We start from the raw sequence: 20,078 nt of genomic DNA on the forward strand, positions 1-20,078 counted from the left end.
CGTGCCGCCCCGGAAGACCAGGTGCCGGAGCACGCGTGGCGTGCTCCGGCACCCGGTCGGGAACCGGCCGGCACCGGCTCCCCGACTATCGGGTCACAGCTTCGCCACGAGGTAGCCGGCTACCGCGAGCAGCTGCGTGCGGGCCGACTCGTCGGTGGCGGTGCTGGCCGCCGCCGCGAACCGGTCCAGGGCAGCCTTGGCCTGGTCCGTCCGGCCCGCCGCCGCCGTGCGCTTGGCCGCCTCGAGCTGGCCGAACAGGTCGTCGGCGAGCTCGTCGCTGAGCAGACCCTCCGCCTGGTACCGCCGCACCAGCGCCTGGGCGTTGTCGTAGGTGGCGACGACCTCGAAGGCGACCGTCACCTCCGTGGCGTTGCCGGCCAGGTCCGTCGCGACCACGGTCAGCTCGTGGCCGCCCGCGGTGGGCTCGACACCCGCACCGCTCTCGATCGCCACGCCGTCCAGGCGGAGAGCGACCGAGTCGACGCCGGACGCGATATCGCGCGCTGTCGCGGTGATCTGCAGCGACTTGCCGAGGTCGTACTTGCCGCCGTTCGCCACACCGTCGACGGTCACGACCGGGGCCGTGGTGTCGACGGGCAGGGACGCCGCTTTCAGCGCGGATACGTTGCCGGCCTCGTCGATCGCCCGGAACCGCAGCTCCCGCCGGCCGTCCTCGGCCACCTGGATCGGCTCGCGGTACTGGGTCCAGTCGCCGTCGTCCTGGGCGAACTCGATCCGGACCGGGCCGCCACGGTCATCCTTCGCCGAAGCTGTGACCGTCGGTGGCGAGGTGTACCAGCCGTGCTGGCCGTTCGGCTGCGCCGGGTCGACCGACACGGTCAGGCTCGGCGCCGTGGTGTCGAGAATCCGGAAGTAGTCGAACGCGACGGTGACCGGCTGCACCTGCTCCGGACCCATCGCCATCAGGCCGAACGAGGTCATCGCGGCGTCGTTGGTGACCGGCTGGCCGAGCGAGGTCCAGTTGACCCCGCCGTCGCTGATCTGGGCCGAGTAGGTGTTCCCACTCCGGTTCAGCCGCAGGTGGTACCAGCCGCTCTCGGACGAGTCGGCGATGTCGATCGACCGGTTGCCGCCGTTGCCGAACTGCGCGTTGCGTTCCGAGACGAGCTCGGCGTGCAGGTTGGTCGGCGTTCCGGCGTTGTTGTTGGCCAGGACGTCGAACTTCACGTAGTTGTCGTCGTTGTTGTAGACCAGGAAGCCGGCCAGCTGCCACCTGTGCAGCATCGCCGGGGTCAGCCTGGTCTCGATCGTCCAGTCACCGGCGGCGACGTCCGCGGGGATCTTCTGCAGGATGAAGTTCCGCGGCGAGGCGTTGTTGGTGCCGTTGATGTCGCCCGGCTGGGTCTCGATGCGCAGCGCACCGCCGCTCGTCGCTACCTTGGACGAGTCGTACCGCACCACCGCGTTCCACCGGCAGCCGTCGAGAGCGCTGCCGTCGAACTCGTCGCTGGGCGCGCGGACACCGTCGTCCGTGCCGTCCGGCGTGCTGGTGAAGTGGTCGAACACGGCGTTGACCTGCGCCGTCCCAGCGTCCCCGGCGGCCATGAGGCCGACGGTCGCGTTCGGGACGACGTTCGCGGAGCCGGCGAGCGCAGTCCAGGCCTGGCCGTCGGCGGAGTACGCGGCGGTCAGCTTCTGACCGTCGCTGACCAGTCGCAGGTGCGCGGTGGACGGGAAGTCGGCCGGCACACCCACGTTGGCATGCCAGGTCCGCGTCCCGCCGGCCTCGGTCTGGAACTCCATGACCCGGCCGCCGGACGAGGTGCGGGTGAACGCCACCTTGACGTAGTCGTTGTCGGTGCCGTGCATGAGCAGGCCGGCGTGCTGCCACTCGCGGTTGTGCGGGATGGTCACCTTCGTGGTGATCGTCCACGGCCCGGTCCTGGCGCGCTGACCGACGTAGCTGATCGGCCCGGTGGCACCCTCGTTGATGTCACCGTTGGTGACCGGCAGCACCAGCCCGCCGCTGGTGACCCGCACCGGCAGGTTCGGCGCGTTCCGCACCGTGGTCCACCGGTTGGTGTTCAGCGTGTCACCGTCGAAGTTGTCCGAGCCGCGGATGGCGCAGCCCGGAGCGGTCTCCGGCGGTGCCGGGTGGATGGCCCGGTCGACCAGCGTGAAGCCGCTGAACTTCACCTCGCTGGTGGCCGACGCGTGGTGCGCGGTGACCGCGAGGCCGATGTCCTGCGGGCTGGCCGCGCCGGGCAGCGTCACCGGGTCGCCGACCAGGGTGAACGACTTCCCGTCCTTGCTCCAGTACCCGTAGTACTTCCCGCCGTCCCGCACGATCCGCACCCAGGACGGGTAGCTCGTCGTGCTGGCGCCGGTGCTGGCGTCGAGCTGGCCGTTGCCGTCGGTGTCGCGCAGCCACTCGAACCCGGCACCTGCCCGCATCGTCATCGCCGCGTACCCGGGCGACTTGCCGGGCTGGGTGATGTCGTTGCGGACGATCAGACCGGCCTTGGCGGAATTGTTCGTGTTCGTCTGGCTCTCGATCTTCACCGTGGCGGTCCAGGTGTTGCCGGCCGCCGCCGGCAGGTACACCGAGCCGTACTGGTCGGTTCCCTGCCACATGTTCGCGCCGCCGGCGTTGATGATCCAGGTGTCCTGGTCCGGCCGGTCGAACGCGGCGGTGGTGTTGGTGTAGGTCTGCCAGGCTCCGTAGAGGTCACCGACCTCGACCTGCACGACGCGGGACTTCGTGCGGTAGCCCTTGTCGTTGGTCGCGACCGCGGTCAGCTGGTAGCGCTTCTCGGTGGACGCGTTCCAGGTCATGGAGTACGGCGCCGTGGTGTCGGTGCCGATCGACGTGCCGTCGACGAAGAACTCGACCTTGGTGATCGTGTTCGCCGCGTCGCTCGCGTCGGCGGTCACCTGGATCTCGCCCGGCTCCAGCTCGTCGGCCGGCGTCGGGGAGGTCACCGCGACCTTCGGCTTGCTCGTCGGCGAGACGCCCTTGCCGTCGGCCTCGATGAAGTTCAGGCGCCGCTCACCCGCGCCCGGGAACACCGCGTACAGGGTGAACGTCTCGCCGGGGTCGGACACCTCGACCGGGACGTCCACGTAGCCGCCACTTGTGGTCGCCGGCACCTGCGCGGTGCCGAGCAGCTCACCGTCCGGCGCGCCCCGCCGCAGCTCGATCCTGCTCGCGCCGGCGGCCGACACGCGCAGGACCAACCGGTCGACGTTGTGCAGGTTGACCGGGTCGTACGACGCCCAGGCGCCGTTCTGGCCGGTGATGGAGTTCGCATGGCCCTCAAGGTCCCGCGACGGGCCGACCGTCACGTTCGACGACTTGTCGAAGAACTCCGCCTCCCGCTGCTTCGGGAACAGCAGGGTGGTGTCCGAACCGGTCAGGCTCGGGATGCCACCCGCGCCGCCGGAGTCGGCGTAGCGGCCGTCGAGCGCGTAGAAGACGTTCATGTCCTCGCCGTGCCCGCCACCGAGGTCGGTGACCACCGAGCCGGTGCGCCCGTGCAGCGGTTCGGCCGGGTGCGCGTGCTCGTCGTGGCCCATCGCCGGCTGGATCACCACGTCGGCGTCGTCGATCTGGGTGTCCTCGGCGTCGCTGACCGACAGGTCCCAGCTCACCTCGTCGCCGAAGTCGAAGAACGCGCCGTTGGGCGGCAGGTTGAACTTGACCTTCGGCCGCGTGTTGCCGACCGTGATCGGCACCGTCGTCGTCCCGGTCTTGCCGGCCGGGTCGGTCACCGTGAGCCGGGCGTCGTAGACGCCGTTCCTGGTGTAGGTGAAGCTCGGCTTCAGCTCGGTGGAGTCGGCGACGCCGTCACCGGTGAAGTCCCACTCGTACCGCAGCTGCTCCTTCTCCGGGTCGGTGCTGCCCGAGCCGTCGAAGCGGACCTGCAGCGGCGCCTGGCCGGAGTCCGGCGACGCGCTGATCTTCGCCGTCGGCGAGCGCGAGCCGGAGATGTAGTCGATCCGGTACAGCCCCGAGTTCGGGTTGTCACGGCCGAAGCCGCCGCCCCAGTCCAACACGTACATCGAGCCCTCAGGACCGAACTTGGAGTCGATCGGCGCGAGGAACTGCTGCTGCGGCAGGAACGGGTTGACCTTCTCGACCCCACCCTGCCCGTTCGGGATGATCGAGTACATCTTGTTGCGGGCCCACTCGTAGAAGAACGGCTTGCCGTCGTAGTACGCCGGGAACTTGGTGTCCGACTGCAGGTTCGGGTCGTAGTGGTAGAACGGGCCGCCCATCGGAGCCAGGCCACCACCCTGCGGGATCACCGACGGCACCGAGGAACGCTTGTAGCCGTACCACATCTTCGCCGGCTTGGCCGGCGGCAGCTCGGTCAGGCCGGTGTTGCGGATCGAGTCGTTGATCGGCTTGGCGCAGTCGAAGTACGCGCCGACCGTCACCGGGCTCGTCCGGTAGTCGACGTCCCGGAACGGCTCGTTGTTGCCCATGCACAGCGGCCAGCCGTAGAAGCCGGGCTCGGTGATGAGGTTCCACTCGGCGATGCCGGCGGGTCCGCGGTCCGGGTTGTCGTTGCTGTTGTCCGGCGAGTAGTCCGCCATCCCGATGGCCCCGGTCTTCGGGTCGATCGAGAACCGGAACGGGTTGCGGAAGCCCATCGCGTAGATCTCCGGCCGGGTCTTCGGCGTGCCCGGCGCGAACATGTTGCCCGCGGGGATGGAGTAGGTGCCGTCCGGCTCGGGGTGGATCCGCAGAAGCTTGCCGCGCAGGTCGTTGGTGTTGGCCGAGGTCGCCCGCGCGTCGTGGAACGTTCCGTCCCGTTCGGACAGCGGCGCGTAGCCGCCGGACGGCTCGGAGTGCGGGTTCACGTCGTCGCCGACGCTCAGGTAGAGGTTCCCGTCCGGACCGAACGCGAGGCCGCCGCCGGTGTGACCGGGCTCATCGGGGAGCCGGCGCGCCGGCACCTCGAGCAGGACCTTCTCCGTGGCGCGGTCGATCTGCGAGCCCGGCCCGACGGTGAGACGGGACAGGCGGCTGAAGAAGTTCGCCGGGTCGCTGTCGTTCGTGCTCGCCGGCGCGTAGTAGATGTAGAGGTAGCCGTTCTGGGCAAAGTTCCGGTCGAGCGCGATGCCGAGCAGGCCGTCCTCACCGCCGGAGTACACCGGGATCGTGATCGCGGTGGAGGTGGTCTGGGTGCGCGGGTCGTACACCCGGATCTGGCCGCGTACCAGCTCGGTGAAGAAGACCCGGCCGTCCGGCGCGACGTCCATGGCGAACGGGGCGCTGGTGTTCTCGTCCAGCGACACCCGCTCGTACTTGTCCCACGTGGTCGCGCCGCAGTCGCCCTCGACCATGCCGGCGGCCCACTTCACACCGCCGACGATGTGCTGCACCAGCTGCGGCTCGCCGGTGTAGTGCGCGCCGAAGTGGCCCATGCCGGTCATCCAGGCACGGCCGCCGTCGTACGGCTTGCACCACGAGATCGGGTGGTCGTAGCCCATGGCGTTGCTGCCCGGGGCGTACGTCGTCTCGTCCATCGTGGCGAGCACGTGCGCGTCGCCTCGGACGTTGAGCGAGTAGTTGTACCACTCGTCGGCGCGTTCCCACCGCTGCGGCAAATGCGCGGTGGACGGGTGGCCCTGGTCCTCGACCCGGACCGTGCCGGGCTGCCCGGGGCTGGTGCCGGTGGCGGCGTGCCCGGGCATCAGCGCGCCGATCATGTTGTCCCACCACGCGTAGTTGCCGCGCATGTCGGTCGCGTTGTGGATGGCGACGATGCCGTTGCCGGCCTTCATGTAGCGCTCCATGGCCGCCTTCTCGCCGGCGGTCCACGGGTCACCCGAGGCCTGGAACATCACGAGCGCGTCGAAGTGGGACAGGTCCTCGTCGTTGAAGATCGACGAGTCCTCGGTGTGCTGCGAGGTAATGCCGGCCGCGGCGAAGGCGGACTGCAGCACGGGCACGCCCTGCTCGATGGCCTCCGTGTGCCGGAACTGCGTGGTCTTGGTGAAGATCAGGACGTGGGCTTGGCCGTGCGTACCCTCGTGTGCGAGCGACGGCGATGCGCTGAGCATGGACAGCGCGAGCGCGCCGACGACGGGTATCGCGAACAACCGTCCCCACCGGGGACGCCAGGTCACGTTCATGAGATGCGGTACCTCCTGGGACGCGAGGAACTACTGGGGTGGTCATGACCGTGCGGCGTGCCGGCGCCGTCGGACTGGGGTGGAGGTGGCTGTCGGCTCTAGGGCATCACCGCCCGCAGGAACTCCAGGCCGTCCACGGCGATCGCGTCCTGGCTCGCGGCGAGCGGACGCCAGATGGAGGCGGCGGTCGCGATCGTCGCGTTCTCCGCGGTGAACGACTCGATGCACAGCGGGCCGGCGTAACCCGCCTCGTCGATCGCGGCGAGGATCGCCGGCCAGTCCAGGTGGTCGGCGCCGGGCGTGCCGCGGTCGTTGCCGCACACCTGGACGTGTGCCACCCGGCCGGCGGCCGGGCGGATCGCCGCCGGGATGTCCGTCTCCTCGATGTTCAGGTGGTAGACGTCGAGCGCGACCCCGCAGTGCGCCAGGTCGCCGATCGCCTCGAGGGTCTGGCCGATGGTGTTGAGCAGGCTCGTCTCGTAGCGGTTGAGCGGCTCGACGGCCACCGTGACGCCGGCCGAGCCCGCGTACTCGACGACGGGGGCAAGGCTCTCCCGCAGCTGCGTGTACGCCGCGGCCCGCTCGCCCGGTGACAGCCGCCAGGTTCGGCCGACCGAGGCGTACGCCGGTCCGGCGATCACCGGCGAGCCGACCGTCGCGGCGGCGTCCACCACGCCGAACAGGTAGTCCTGTGTGGATCGGATGGTGGCCCGGTCGGCCGCGACCAGCTCACGACCGGGTGGCATCACGAGGCACACGGTGGCGCCGAGACCGTGGTCGGCGAGCACCTGGGCGGCCCGCCTCGGGTCCCAGTCGCCCGGGTTCTCCACCGGGAGCTCGAGCACGTCGAAGCCCCACCCCGCGACCTTGGCCGCGAGGGCGGCCAAGGTCGCGTCGGTCAGCGGCGAGGTCCACACCCACGTGTTGACCCCGAGCGGATGTCCGCTCACTTCCACGGTCCCGGGTAGCCCGGCATCTCCTCGCAGCCGCACATCGCGTAGTGCAGTGGCGGCATGTCCTGCTTGACGTACTCCTTGACGTCGTCGCCGGTGATCCGCGGCTGCGGCAGCACCCACTCCTTCGGCACCTGCTCGCCCTTGAGGATCTTCAGCGCGGCGATGATCGGGGTGCGCCACTGGTAGGTGGGATAGGTCGGCGCGACCGCGGTGAGGCCCTCGTCGGCCCACAGCCGCAGGAAGTCCTGTTGGTCCTCTCCGACGATGGCGGGCATGTCGGCCCCGGCGTCCTGGAACGCCTCGACCGCGGCGACGGCGGTCGCGCCGGCATCCATCCACACGCCGTCGAGCTTTCCCTCGCGCTGGATGTAGTCGGCCACGATGCTCTTGGTCTTGGCCGCGTCACCGTCGGTGAACTCCACACCGACCACGTCGAGCTCGCTGTCGGCGAAGATCTCGTTGGCGGCCGCCCAACGCTGCTCGAGCACGTCCACACCGGGCAGGATGCGCAGGGCGAGGACTTTGCCGCCCGGCTTGACCTTCTCCTTCAGGAACTCCGCGCCGTCCACGCCGAAGGCGAAGCCGCCGATGGGGTGGATGAAGGTGACCTGGCATCTGGTGTTGACGCCTCGGTCGAACACGATCACCGGCACGCCGGTCGCGCACGCCTGCTCGACGGCCGGCGTCAGCGTGGCGGTGGTGTTCGGCGAGATGATGATCGCGGCACAGTTCTTGGCGGACAGCGACTGGATGTCGCTGATCTGCTTGTCGTCCTTGGCCTCCGCATCCAGCACGGTGAACTTGGTGATCTCCGGGTGCAGCTTCACCTCCTGCTGCATGGTCTTGTAGCCCACCTGCCGCCACGGGTTGTCCACCGAGGCGTTGGAGAAGCAGAGGTTGTAGTTCCCGCCGGGCTTGGCGAACTTCGCGGTGTCGACCAGTTCCGGCTGGAGCATCTGCTCCCACGGCCTGCCGTCCGGGCCTTCCGGCTTGGCATCGCGGAACGCCCGCTGCCGGTCGTACTCGGTCTGGTCGAAGAACTTCGACCTGCTCGCGTCCGAACTGGATGACTTGCCGCCGGTGGGCTTGTCGTTAGGCAGGTCGCTCGAGCACCCGGCGAGCGCGAACGCGCCCGCCACGACCACCAGGGCCCATCTCTTGGTCATTATCGTTGATCTCCTTACTACCGGGGGGACTTCAGGAGGAGGCAGCTTGCGCAGGTTGCGCGCTGTTCCGCTGTTTCGGCCACAACCGCAGCCGCTGCCGCACGCCGCTGCCGAGAGAGGCGTAGGCGACGGCGGCGATGATGATCACGCCCTGCACGGCCGACTCGAGGGCGCCGCTCACGCCGAGCAGGTTCAGCAGCGTGAACAGGGCCTCCAGGGACAGTGCGCCGGCGGCGGCCGCCACCACCGACCCGCGCCCGCCGCCGAGAAGCACGCCGCCCAGCACGACGGCAGTGATGGCCCGGAACTCCAGGCCGTTGCCCACCTGCGCCGAGACGCCGGCGAACCCACCGAGCAGGATCGCGGCGACCGCGGCGAGCAGTCCGGAGAGGACGAACGCGAGCAGCCGGAGCCGGTCGACCTGGCCGCCGGACAGCCGCACGGCGGCCTCGTTGTCACCGACCGCGACCAGCGCCCGGCCGGTGCCGCCGCGCATGAACAGCGCCGCGGCCACCAGAATCGCCAGCAGGATGAGCACCGACCACGGGACCTCGCCGAGCACCGGGACATCCACGGCGCCGCGCCCGAACGTCCGGAACCCGGCGGACAGCGCGCCGCGTGGGGCGCCACCGGTCCACAGGAAGATCGCGCCGTCGAGCACGAGCAGCATGCCGAGCGTGACGATGAACGACGGCACCAGGAGTTTCGTCGTGATCAGCCCGTTGACCAGGCCGACCAGCAGGCCGAACCCGAGCACGAGCAGGATCACCCCCGCCGTTGCGGACTCGCTCCCGTCGATGAGCCGGGCCGCGATGACCACCCCGGCGGTCACCAGTGCGCCAACCGACAGGTCGAACCCGCCGGAGACGATGACGAAGTACTGCCCGATCGCGAGGATCATCAGCGGCGCGGCACGCTTGAGCAGCGCCAGGTAGCCGGACGGCTCGTCGTAGGCCGGGCCGGCGATCGCGAGGCCGATGAGCAGCAGAAGCAGGACGACGAGCACCGGCGCGGTGCCCTCGGCCAGGCGGGGACGCCAGGTCATGTCAACCTCCCGCGGGCGCGGTTGGCGGTCATGCGCCGGGCGTAGAGCGCGACCGCGGTCACGAGTACGATCCCGCGCACCACGTCCTTGAAGAACGGGTCGACCTCGAGGTCGTCGAAGATCGTGTCCAAGGTGGCGAGGATGAGGACGCCGCCGATGGTGCCGACGATGCCGCCCCGGCCACCGGCGAGCAGCGTCCCGCCGAGCACGACGGCGGCGATCGACTCCAGGTCGTACCCGGCGTCGGTGCCGACGTACGGGGCGCCCGATCCGAGCCGGCTGGCGAGATAGATCCCGGTGAGGCCGGCGGCGAGCGAGCACAGCACGTGCGCGGTGATGACGACCCGGCGGGTCGGCACCCCGGACAGCCGTGCCACCTCGATGTCGCCGCCGACGGCGTACATGTGGTAGCCGGAGCGGGTCCGCGACAGATACCACCAGGACAGCGCGGCGACGGCCAGCATGAGCAGCGCCGCGATCGGCACCGGGCCGATCCGGTCGTAGCCGAGGTGCTGGAAGCCGCGCGGTACGTCGCCGGCCGGGCCGGTGTAGTTGTCCTCGAGGTAGCCGCGCAGGATCAGCGCCACGCCGAGCGTCGCGATGAACGCGTTGGCCTTGAGGACGGTGATGACCAGCCCGTTGACCAGACCGACGCCGGCTGCCACGGCGAGCGCGAGCAGCACGCCGGGCACGACCATGCCGTCCCGCCCGGCCATCGTCTCCGCCGCGATCAGCGAGGTGAGGCCGACCAGGTAGGCGACGGACAGGTCGAGGGACCCGGTGAGGATCACCATCGTCTGCCCTATCGCGACGATGCCGAGTGCGGTGGCCCGGGTGAGGATGTTGAGGATGCCGCCCTGGTCGAGCAGGACCTCGCCGCGCAACCCGACGAGCACGCTGCCGACGACGAGCAGGACGACGAGTGCGAGGTAGATGATGACGGCCGGGGTGAGCGGCCGGCGCACCGCCGGCCGCGTGGCCTTCTGCCTGACCGGCGGGGTGTTCTCCTGAAGAGTGCTCACGCCACCTCACCGATCCCGTGCCCGGTGGCCAGCGCCATCACAGCCCCCTCGCTCGCGCCGGCAGGCAGCTCACCGGCCAGCGCACCGTCGTGCATGACAAGGATCCGGTCGCTCATTCCGATCAGCTCGGGGAGCTCCGAGGAGATCATCAGCACCGCCACCCCGCGCCTCGCGAGATCGCGCAGTAGCTCGTGCACGGCCCGCTTCGCGCCGACGTCGATGCCGCGCGTCGGCTCGTCGACGACCAGCACCCTCGGCTCGACCGCCAGCCACTTGGCGAGGACGACCTTCTGCTGGTTGCCGCCGGACAGGAAGCGCACCTCCTGGTGCTCGCCGCGGGCCACCACGGTCACCACGTCGAGCAACGCCGGCACGTCCGACCTCGCGCGGGAGCGCGCGCCGCGCAGCGCGGCGCGGCGCACCAGCAACGTGTTGTCGCGCACGGACTGACGAAGTGCCAGCCCGTCCCCCTTGCGGTCCTCGGTGACCAGCGCGATCCCGAGGCGCACCGCGGTGCGGGGCCGGGTCACCCGCTGTGCCACCCCGTCCACCTCCAACAAGCCGCGGGTGAACGGCTCGACGCCGAACACCGCGCGCGCGACCGCCGAGCGGCCAGACCCTTGCAGCCCGGCCAGCCCGACGATCTCCCCGGCGCGCACCTCGAGGTTCAGGTCGCGGACGCGGTCGTTGCCGGCGCCGCGCAAGGCGAGGCGGACCGGCCCGAGGTCGTCGGGGACCGCCCGGTCCGGGTAGTACCCGCCCAGGTCGCGGCCCACCATGTGCCGGACGAGGTCCTCCGAGGTCAGCTCGCCCGTCGGGGCGCAGGTGACGAACCGGCCGTCCTTGAGCACGGTGATCCGGTCGGAGAGGTCGAACACCTCGCGCATGCGGTGCGAGACGTAGAGGATCGCGATGCCCCGCTCGCGCAGCCGGCGCACCAGGTCGTAGAGCAGCTCGACCTCGTGATCGGCGAGCGCGGCGGTCGGCTCGTCCATGCCCAGCACCCGAGCGTCGGTCGACAGCGCCTTGACGATCTCCACGACCTGCCGCTGGGCGACCGACAGCGACGACACGGCGTCGGCCGGATCGATCCCGTCCTCGCCGAGCCAGTCCAGCAACTCGCGGGTGTCGGCCACCATGCGCCGCCGGTCGACCTGCATCCGCCGCACGGGCTCGCGGCCGAGGTAGACGTTCTCGGCGACGCTGCGATGCGGCAGCAGGGTGAACTCCTGGTGGATGATCGCGATGCCGGCCCGCTGCGCGTCGGTGGGGCTGGCGAAGGACAACTCGGCGCCGTCGACCTCGATGGTGCCGCCGTCCGGCCGGTGCACCCCGGCCAGCACCTTGAGCAACGTGGACTTGCCCGCGCCGTTCTCGCCCATCACCGCGTGCACCTCGCCGCCGCGCAGCTCCAGGTCCACACCGCGCAGCACCGGGACGCCGAGGAAAGACTTGCTGATCCCGGTCAGCCGCACGCTCGTCGTCCTGCCGGGCGTCATGCCGGCACCTCTCTCCACGCTCCGTCCGCGGCCGCCGAGGCCAGCACCGCGTCGGTGATCCGGACGGCGCGCAGGCCGTCCGCGAACGTGGGCAGGCCGTCCGGGACGTCCTCGCCGCGCACCGCCCGGTAGGTGTCGGCGACGAACGCGTCGAAGCAGTCCTGGTAGCCCTGCGCGTGCCCCGCGGGCAGCCGGACGTAGCGCGCGGCGGAGGGGTGCAGCGTTCCGGGGTCGCGCAGCAGCGTCTGGCCGCCCTCGCGCCGGCCGACCCACAGCCGCTCCGGGTCCTCCTGGTCGAAGCCGAAGCTCGCCTCGGTGCCGGACAGCTCCAGGTGCAGCCGGTTCTTGCGACCCGCGGCGACCTGCGACACCACCAGCGTGCCGACCATGCCGGCGGCGGTGGTGAAATGCACGGCGGCCAGGTCCTCGGTGGGCTTCCCGGTCCTGCGGGCGCGCTCGTGCACCACCGCGGTACGCGCGGACAGGCGGGCGATCCGGTCGCCCGTAACGAACTCGAACAGGTCGCACCAGTGCGAGCCGATGTCGGCGAACGCCCGCGACGGCCCGCCGAGCGCGGCGTCGACCCGCCAGTCGTCGTCGGACGGGCGGGACAGCCAGTCCTGGAGGTAGCCGCCGGTCACGCTGGCGACCACGCCGGCCTCGCCGGCGGCCAGCCGGGCCCGCAACTCGCGCACCATCGGGTGGAAGCGGTAGACGAACGGCACCGTGGCCACCCGATCGCCGGCCGCCTCCACCAGCGCCACGGCCTCGGCGCTCCCCGTGGCGAGCGGCTTTTCGCAGATGATGGGTACGCCGGCGGCGAGCACGGCGGCGGCGACGGGGGCGTGCGACGCGTTGGGCGTGCACACATGCAGCACGTCGATCTCGGCGTCGTCGAGCAGAGCCGCCAGGTCCGGGTAGCCCTCGTCCGCGCCGACCAGGCGAGCCGCGGCGGCGGCGCCCTCGGGGCGCGACGCCACCGCGGCCACGACGGTCGCCCCGGCGCGCCGGGCCGCCTCCGCGTGCACCTGCCCCATGAATCCCGCGCCTACAACCGCCACGCGCAGCGTCTGCTGCTCGGACTCGAGCCCACCAGACGCCGTTATCAGATCGGTCACAGACATGTGACGACGGTAACGGCGACTTATGACGATCGTCAATCAAAAGATGCGTCTCGATCATCCAGGCCTAGATGATCAACATCTCAAAACCTCGTGGCGGCCGACGTAACGCGGTCGCTTCGCTTTAATTGAGGGATGAACCATGGGCAAAGTGCCGCCCCGACGTCGCCCGGCGAGCTGCTTCGGTTGCTGCGCGACGGGCAGGCGCGCACCCGCGCCGAGCTGGCCACCGAGACCGGACTGGCCCGGTCGACCGTGCGCCTGCGTCTCGACACGCTCATGGACGCCGGGCTGGTGACCGACTGGGGCAACGACGCCGTCACCGGCGGCCGGCCCGCGAGCAGGTTCGTGTTCAACGCCCGCGCGCGGGTGGTGCTGGCGGCCGACGTCGGGGCCACCCACGCCACCGTCGCCATCGCCGACCTGACCGGTGAGCCGCTGGCCATCGAGAGGCTCACGCTGGACATCGCCGACGGCCCCGACACGGTGCTCGGCCTGCTCATCGACACCTGGCGACGGATGCGCGCCAACCACGGCCCCACCGCCCCCGTCGCCGGCGTCGGCATCGGGCTGCCCGGCCCGGTCGAGCACTCGACCGGCAAGCCGACCCACCCGCCGATCATGCCCGGCTGGAACGGATACGACGTGTCCGCGCGGATCGCCGCCGACTTCGCCGTGCCGGTCCTGGTGGACAACGAGGTCAACCTGATGGCGCTCGGGGAGCACGTCCGCTGCTTCCCCGACGAGGCGCACATGATCTTCGTCAAGGTCGCGACCGGCATCGGTGCCGGCCTGATCAGCAACGGCCAGCTGCACCGGGGCGACGTCGGCGCGGCCGGCGACCTCGGGCACATCCTGGCCCCGCACGCGGGCGACGTGCTCTGCCGCTGCGGCAACAGCGGGTGCCTGGAGGCCGTGGCCAGCGGCCCCGCCATCGCCGCGAAGCTCCGCGCCGCCGGCCTCCATGCGACGAACAACGCCGACGTCGTGGCCCTTGTGCAGGCCGGCAGCCCGATCGCCGGCCAAGCCGTGCGGCAGGCCGGCCGGGACATCGGCGAGGTGCTGGCCGCCGGCGTCAGCCTGTTCAACCCATCGCTGATCGTGGTTGGCGGGGCGCTCGCGCAGGCCGGCGAGATGCTGCTGGCTGGCGTGCGGGAGTCGATCTACCGGCGCTCGCTGCCGCTGGCCACCGAGCGCCTGCGCATCGTGACCTCACAGGCCGGCGCGAACGCGGGCGTCGTCGGCGCCGCAGCGATGGTCGTCCAGCATGCCCTTTCCCCCACCTTGCTGGACCGCGAGCTGGCAAACCATGCGGGGTGACGAGCAGCAGGGCGCTGACTGGGGCCAGAGACGCCCTGTGCAGGTGCTTTCCGAGCATGGGAATCCGCAGTCCGGCCCGGCCGCATCGCCCGTGGTGACGTAGCACACCGCCGTTGACCTGCCGCACACCGACTATCCGGTGCAGGTCGACCGGAACGCCTGCTCTACCGGGACCAGTACGCCAACCCGGTGCTGCCGACCAGCACCACCGGTCGGGAACTGGCTCGGCAGGCGCTGCCACCAGAGCTGTCGTCAGTGAGACGCGCGATCGCGCCCGAGTGAGCGACTGCGTGACCCGTTGTTGACCGGCGGCGGATGTCGCCCGCGGCCTTGACCATCATGGACTGTGGTGGGCTGAGTACGCCGATACGCGGCTTTTACGGTGAACCACGACTCCCTGATCGGCGAGGATCGCGATCGGGCCTCGGCCCGAATGTCCCGACAGGTCTTCCGGACGTGATGCATCCAGTGCTATCTATATAGCTCCGGATCATTCCTTCCGCCCCCGGAGGACGATGTGCTCAAATCCCGCCTCGTAACCCTCACCATGGGCCTGGCAACGGCGATTGCCAGCGTGATCGCGCTGGCCACGCCGGCCCAAGCGGCCTCCACCGTCCAATACGTCGCCCTTGGCGACTCGTACGCCTCTGGCGTGGGCGCCGGCAACGAAAGCGGCTCATGCCGGCGCAGCCCCAACGCCTACCCGTCGTTGTGGGCCACGGCCAACGCTCCCGCGTCGTACACCTTCGTGGCCTGCTCGGGTGCTACCACGACGAGCGTGCTCGACACCCAGGTGGGCTACCTGACGACCAGCACCACGCTGGTGAGCATCACCGTCGGTGGTAACGACGTCGGGTTCTCCGACGTCATGACCACCTGCGTGGTGTACGGCGAGTCGGCGTGCGTAGCGGCCGTCAACGCGGCCGAGGACAAGGCCCGCAAAGAGCTGCCGCCGAAGCTGGACAACCTGTACAAGGCGATCCGCGCACGTGCGCCGTCTGCCCGCGTGGTGGTTATCGCCTACCCGGTCTTCTACAAGCTCGACACCTACTGCGCCGGTCTCAGCGGCACGTCCCGCGCGAAGATCAACGAGGGCATCAACCTCCTGGATGACCTCACCAAGAACGCCGCTGTCCAGAACAGCTTCGTCTTCGCCGATGTACGCCCGATCTTCCGCGGCAACGAGCTCTGCGCCTACGGCCAGAAGTGGCTGCACGCGCTGAACTGGGCCGACACGAGCATCTCGTACCACCCGACGGCCGCCGGGCAGTCCGGCGGTTACCTCCCGACCTTCGCGGGTGCCGCGTGACGGCCCTCATGAAGACCTGCGGATGAGGTAGTTCCAGCGGGGCTCTGCCCCCTTCATCCCGGCGAGCCTGGCCCGGCCCGGCGCCACGCTGCCGTCCCAAGAGCTGTTGGGAGCCGATCCGACTTCCCGTGGTCAGCGGTCTCGCCGCTGACCACGGGCCGTCGGCGAATGGGGGTCCGGGTACGCCTGGGAGTCTCCGGCAACCGTTCCGCGAGTGCCCGGCGTACGCCAGGCAGGTCAAGAAGGCAGGTGGACCGGAGGTGGCCGAACCCGAACCACAGGCCAGCAGCTCAGGGGCCCATCGCGGTGCTTCTCCTGCTCGGCAGGATGCCGAATCAGGAGGTGTCCGGCCTCAGGGTCACTTCAACCGCGCCAACCGCCCGTACCGTTACCTGCCGCACAGCCCGCGCCCGTATATTCCCTGGGGTGACCCCGGCCTTCCCCGGCACCGTCAACCAGGTTCCCCCGTACGGCCCACGCCCCGGCGTCCGCCCGGTCTGGCTGCTGATCGGGCCGGCACTCGCCGCGTCGCTGGGTGCCTTCCTGCTCGCCGTCACCGTCGGGCCGGAAAGGGCCGCGATCCAGCGGGACATGCATCTGCCGACCTCGGTGATCCCCTGGATCTTCGTCGCCTACCTGCTGCCGGCGGTACTGGCGGTTCCGGTCGGCGCTCTGGTCGGCCGGCGGTGGCCGACTGCCGTCGCGTTGCCCGCAATCGCGCTGCTGATTCCCGGATCGCTGCTGACCGCGCTGGCTCCGGGGAGCGGTCCGCTGCTGGTCGGCCGCGCGGTGACCGGATTCGGGGCCGGTCTGGCCTGGGGCGTCACGGCCATGCTGGTTACGCAGGTGGGGGCACGGCGCGTGTGGGTGGCGCCACTCGTCGCCGGCGCGGTGGTGCTGGCGCTGGGTCTCGGACCCGTGGCTGGGGCGCTTCTGGAGCCGACGGCCGGTTGGCGGTGGCCTTTCGTGCTGGCCGTGCCGTTCGAGGTGGTGGCGTTGCTGGCCACCACCGTGAGCGGAATCATCGTGCTGATGCGGCGCGCGTCTCGGCCGGCTCAGCCTCCGGCCGCACCGTTGGCATGAAGAAACGGGCGGCGTAGGGCAGCAGCTCAGCCGCACCCGGCGACGAGCGCCGGCACCGGCTGCGTAAGCACTGTTCCGCACCACCTGCAGAGGTCGACGAGTACGGAGAGACCAGGGTCGGCCCGGCACGACATCCGGACATACTGTCCGGGTTCGTCGGGGCCCGGCTCACCGACGGCGCCGTGATGCCGCTGCGCTTGCGCAGTTCAAGCCGATGATCGGGAATCTCGCCCGAGCCCGGCTGGACCGGCCGACCGACGCCGATCCGGTCCGTGAGTTCCTCCACGAAGGGCTTACGGCCCGCTTGCAGCGCCCGGTCCGATCCCGGATGGTGATCGAGATCGTCGCCTATCCGGTCGCCGATGTCAGTCGAGGAGGTTCCTGATGTCAGCGGCGGTGAGTTGGGCGGAGGCGAACTCGCCCCCGTCGAGGACGCTGTTGAACAGTTCCTCCTTGCGCGCCTTGAGGGCCATGACCTTCTCCTCGATGGTGTCCTTGGCGACCAGCCGGTACACCATGACGTTGCGGGCTTGGCCGATGCGGTGGACGCGGTCGACGGCCTGCGCCTCGGCTGCCGGGTTCCACCACGGGTCGAGCAGGATGCAGTAGTCGGCCTCGGTGAGATTGAGGCCGAACCCGCCCGCCTTGAGGCTGATCAGGAATACAGGAGTGGTGCCGTTCTTGAACTCGGCGAGCACGGCCGCGCGGTCCCGGGTGGTGCCGTCGAGGTAGCTGCACCGGATACCGGCCCGTTCCAGCCGATCCCGGGCGGCACCGAGGAACCGGGTGAACTGGCTGAACACCAGGCTCCGGTGGCCTTCGGCGACCAGGTTGGTGACCTGCTCGGTCAGGACGTCCAGCTTCGTCGACGGCACGCCGCCGTGTTTCGGGTCGATCAGCGTGACGTCAAGGCTCGCCTGCCGCAGCAGGGTCAGCGATCGGAAGATCTCGAATCGGTTCTTTTCCAGGTCGCCGAGCAGGCCGAGGACCTTCTGCCGCTCGCGCTGCAGGTACGTCTGGTACACCTTGCGGTGCCGGCGGTCGAGTTCCAGCTCGAGGACCTGTTCCTGTTTGGCCGGCAGGTCGACGGCCACGTCCGTCTTGCGGCGGCGCAGCATCAGCGGCCGGATCCGGCGCCGCAGCTGGGCGAGCCGCTCGGTGTCGCGGTCCTTCTCGATCGGGACGCGGTAGTACTCGGTGAACCGGTCCGCACGCGGGAAGAGCCCGGGTGCCGTAATGGAGAACAGCGCCCACAGCTCGGTCAGGTTGTTTTCCATCGGGGTGCCGGTGATCGCCAGCTTGAACGGTGCTGGGAGCAGTCTCGCGCAGCGATGAGCCTGGGACTGGGGGTTCTTCACGAACTGGGCCTCGTCGAGCACCAACCCGGCCCAGTCGAGGGCCCGGTAGTCGTCGTGCTCCAGCCGGAACAGCGTGTACGAGGTGACCACGAGGTCCGCGCCGGCCGCCGCCTCGGTGAGGGAGACGCCCCGCCGCGCCAGGGTCTGGGTGATCCCGCGGACGATGAGCTCCGGCGTGAAGCGCGCCGCCTCGCTCACCCAGTTGTGCACGACACTGGCCGGGGCGACCACGAGAAACGGCGCGTCCGCGCGGGCATGGCAGATCAGCGCAAGCGTCTGCAGGGTCTTGCCGAGCCCCATGTCGTCGGCGAGGATGCCGCCGAGCCCGTGGTCACGAAGGGTGGCGAGCCAGCGGAACCCTTCCCGCTGGTAGGGCCGCAGCTCCGCCCGCACCTCCGCAGGAATCGGCTGGTCGGCTGCGGGGTCGGCTGCGGTCAGCGAACGCACCGTCCGTTGCCAGGTGGCGGCCTGGCCGGTGACCTCACCCACCTCGGCCAGCTCATCCCACAGGCCGGCCTGGAACCGGCCGACGCGCAACACCCCGGGTGGCGCGTCCTCGAGTGCCCGCGACTCAGTGATCAAGTCCCGTAGCTGCTGGAACTCCGGGCGGTCGAGCCCGAAGTAGGCCCCACTGGGCAGAATGAGGTACTGCTGGTCCTGCGCGAGCGCGACGAACAACTCGTCGAAAACGACCTGCTCGCCGCCGACACTGACCTGCACCGACAGGTCGAACCAGTCCTGCTGGCCGACCCCGTCGGAGCTGGCGAACGTGATGACCGGCGCCTCGTACGTCTCCTGGTAGTCAGGGACGGCCCCCGCCATCGGCGGGATCACCTCGACACCATCGAGGTCGTCGAGCCGTGGCACGACCTCACCCAGGAAGCGGATCATGGCGTCGCCGGCAAGCGTGGCCGAGGCGGCCAGCTGCGGACCGGCCGGGGAGGGCTCCAGAAGCTCCGGCACCGGCTTGGCGACCACCTCGGCGACCCGCCACAGCACCTCGTCACGGTGGTCAGCCTGTCCGACGGGTACCGCAGCTCGCAGCGGTTCGGGGTGACGGCTGTCCCCGACCGTACGGACCCACTCCCAACTGATCGACAGGCGGTGTCCCTGTGCCGGTGCCATGGTCAACGTCAACGTGGACGGTCCGACCTCGGGAAGGCGCACCGACGGGCCGGCCGCGACGACCTCCACCTGCCGGATCAAGTCAGGATAGAACCGCTCGAAGAACCGCGTCTCGTCCACTGCCGGGATCCGGACCGGCGATCCGGCCAACGCCTTCACCACGCCCGTCGGCATCGCCCCGGCCAGTGGCGCCAGCCGGAGCACCCGTGCCGCTGGCCGGGGCTCCGCCGCGCCGCGTTCCCCCCACCAGGCGACGCCGTGCGCCGGCTCACCGACGATGAGCGAATGCTCCGCTGCGACGGGCACGCCATCGGCCAGCAGGGTCGGCTCCAGCACCAGCCCCTCCTCGGTCCGGTCGACCCGCACCGACAGCCGAGCCGGACGGCGACCGACGACGACTGGCGCCGCCTGCTTGCCGGCCTGCACGAGCGGCAGCCCGGCCTCGTCGGCCTCCACCAGCAGGTCCCAGATCCGCCGACTCTCGAACGCATCGAGAGAAATCGTCTGCTGGTGGCCGCCGTAGTAGCGGTACGGATCGGCACCGGAGGTCGACAACCTGACGATCTCACCAAGCAGCCGACGGTGTCGCTCGGCCTCCCTCGACCGGCCAAGGTTCGCATAGCTCAACGTCGACCAACTGACGCCGGTGCGGACCCACCCGGTACGACCCGGCACGACCGGCCGCAGGACGACCCGGTGCGCCGGACTCCCGCCCTGGGCGGACGTCACAATCTCGAACTGCAGGCCCAGCATTGCCTGATCGGATGGCGGCGGGACGGCGGGATCAGCGGCGCCACGGACAAGGGCGGACAAGTCGGTTTCCCAAGCCGCCGTCTGCACCGTCTTCGGCACCTTCCGCTGACGGGGACGCTCGCCTTCGGACAACGCGGCCAGCACCACCGCTACGGGATGGTCGCACGACACCTCACCGCCGCACGGACAGGAACCCTCAACCGAGACGACGGAGCC

11 protein-coding genes are annotated in these 20,078 nt (G+C 70.4%); 3 read left to right on the plus strand and 8 right to left on the minus strand.

From position 1 onward, the window contains the following. Positions 1–93: 93 nt before the first annotated feature. The 7 genes from AB0I41_RS12855 to AB0I41_RS12885 all read right to left on the minus strand — a co-directional run bounded on the left by AB0I41_RS12855 (position 94) and on the right by AB0I41_RS12885 (position 12,917). Positions 94–6,105: a ThuA domain-containing protein gene (locus AB0I41_RS12855; RefSeq protein WP_357105776.1), complete on the minus strand. Its 6,012-nt coding sequence runs from the start codon at positions 6,103–6,105 to the stop codon at positions 94–96. Positions 6,106–6,203: 98 nt separating this feature from the next. Then, positions 6,204–7,055 carry a sugar phosphate isomerase/epimerase family protein gene (locus AB0I41_RS12860; protein ID WP_357105779.1) on the minus strand — a complete coding sequence of 284 codons (852 nt, stop codon included), beginning with the start codon at positions 7,053–7,055 and terminating at the stop codon, positions 6,204–6,206. Beyond that, positions 7,052–8,227, minus strand: a complete 1,176-nt coding sequence (locus AB0I41_RS12865) for a substrate-binding domain-containing protein (protein ID WP_357105782.1) — start codon at positions 8,225–8,227, stop codon at positions 7,052–7,054. The genes AB0I41_RS12860 and AB0I41_RS12865 overlap by 4 nt, the downstream gene beginning before the upstream one ends. Before the next feature lie 31 nt (positions 8,228–8,258). Then, a complete protein-coding gene (locus AB0I41_RS12870) occupies positions 8,259–9,272 on the minus strand; it encodes an ABC transporter permease (RefSeq protein ID WP_357105784.1) in 1,014 nt (337 codons plus the stop codon). After that, entirely contained in the window at positions 9,269–10,294 is a 1,026-nt protein-coding gene (locus tag AB0I41_RS12875; RefSeq protein ID WP_357105787.1) for an ABC transporter permease, read from the minus strand. Before AB0I41_RS12875 ends, AB0I41_RS12870 begins: the two co-directional genes overlap by 4 nt. Further along, a complete protein-coding gene (locus AB0I41_RS12880) occupies positions 10,291–11,793 on the minus strand; it encodes a sugar ABC transporter ATP-binding protein (RefSeq protein WP_357105789.1) in 1,503 nt (500 codons plus the stop codon). Before AB0I41_RS12880 ends, AB0I41_RS12875 begins: the two co-directional genes overlap by 4 nt. Then, positions 11,790–12,917 carry a Gfo/Idh/MocA family oxidoreductase gene (locus AB0I41_RS12885; protein ID WP_357105792.1) on the minus strand — a complete coding sequence of 376 codons (1,128 nt, stop codon included), beginning with the start codon at positions 12,915–12,917 and terminating at the stop codon, positions 11,790–11,792. Before AB0I41_RS12885 ends, AB0I41_RS12880 begins: the two co-directional genes overlap by 4 nt. 132 nt (positions 12,918–13,049) lie before the next feature. Between AB0I41_RS12885 and AB0I41_RS12890 the strand changes: the two genes are divergently transcribed. The 3 genes from AB0I41_RS12890 to AB0I41_RS12900 all read left to right on the plus strand — a co-directional run bounded on the left by AB0I41_RS12890 (position 13,050) and on the right by AB0I41_RS12900 (position 16,626). Beyond that, complete coding sequence (locus AB0I41_RS12890; protein ID WP_357105794.1) at positions 13,050–14,234, plus strand: ROK family transcriptional regulator; 1,185 nt, start codon at positions 13,050–13,052, stop codon at positions 14,232–14,234. Positions 14,235–14,751: 517 nt separating this feature from the next. Then, positions 14,752–15,543, plus strand: coding sequence for an SGNH/GDSL hydrolase family protein (locus AB0I41_RS12895; RefSeq protein ID WP_357105797.1), 792 nt, complete (start codon positions 14,752–14,754; stop codon positions 15,541–15,543). Positions 15,544–15,849: 306 nt separating this feature from the next. Beyond that, positions 15,850–16,626, plus strand: a complete 777-nt coding sequence (locus tag AB0I41_RS12900) for an MFS transporter (RefSeq protein WP_357105800.1) — start codon at positions 15,850–15,852, stop codon at positions 16,624–16,626. 365 nt (positions 16,627–16,991) lie between these two features. On the opposite strand, the gene AB0I41_RS12905 is transcribed toward AB0I41_RS12900, so the two are convergent. Beyond that, positions 16,992–19,664, minus strand: a complete 2,673-nt coding sequence (locus tag AB0I41_RS12905; RefSeq protein WP_357105803.1) for a DEAD/DEAH box helicase — start codon at positions 19,662–19,664, stop codon at positions 16,992–16,994. Positions 19,665–20,078 lie beyond the last annotated feature (414 nt).

This window comes from Micromonospora sp. NPDC050200 (genome assembly GCF_040656135.1).
GTDB lineage: Bacteria > Actinomycetota > Actinomycetes > Mycobacteriales > Micromonosporaceae > Micromonospora.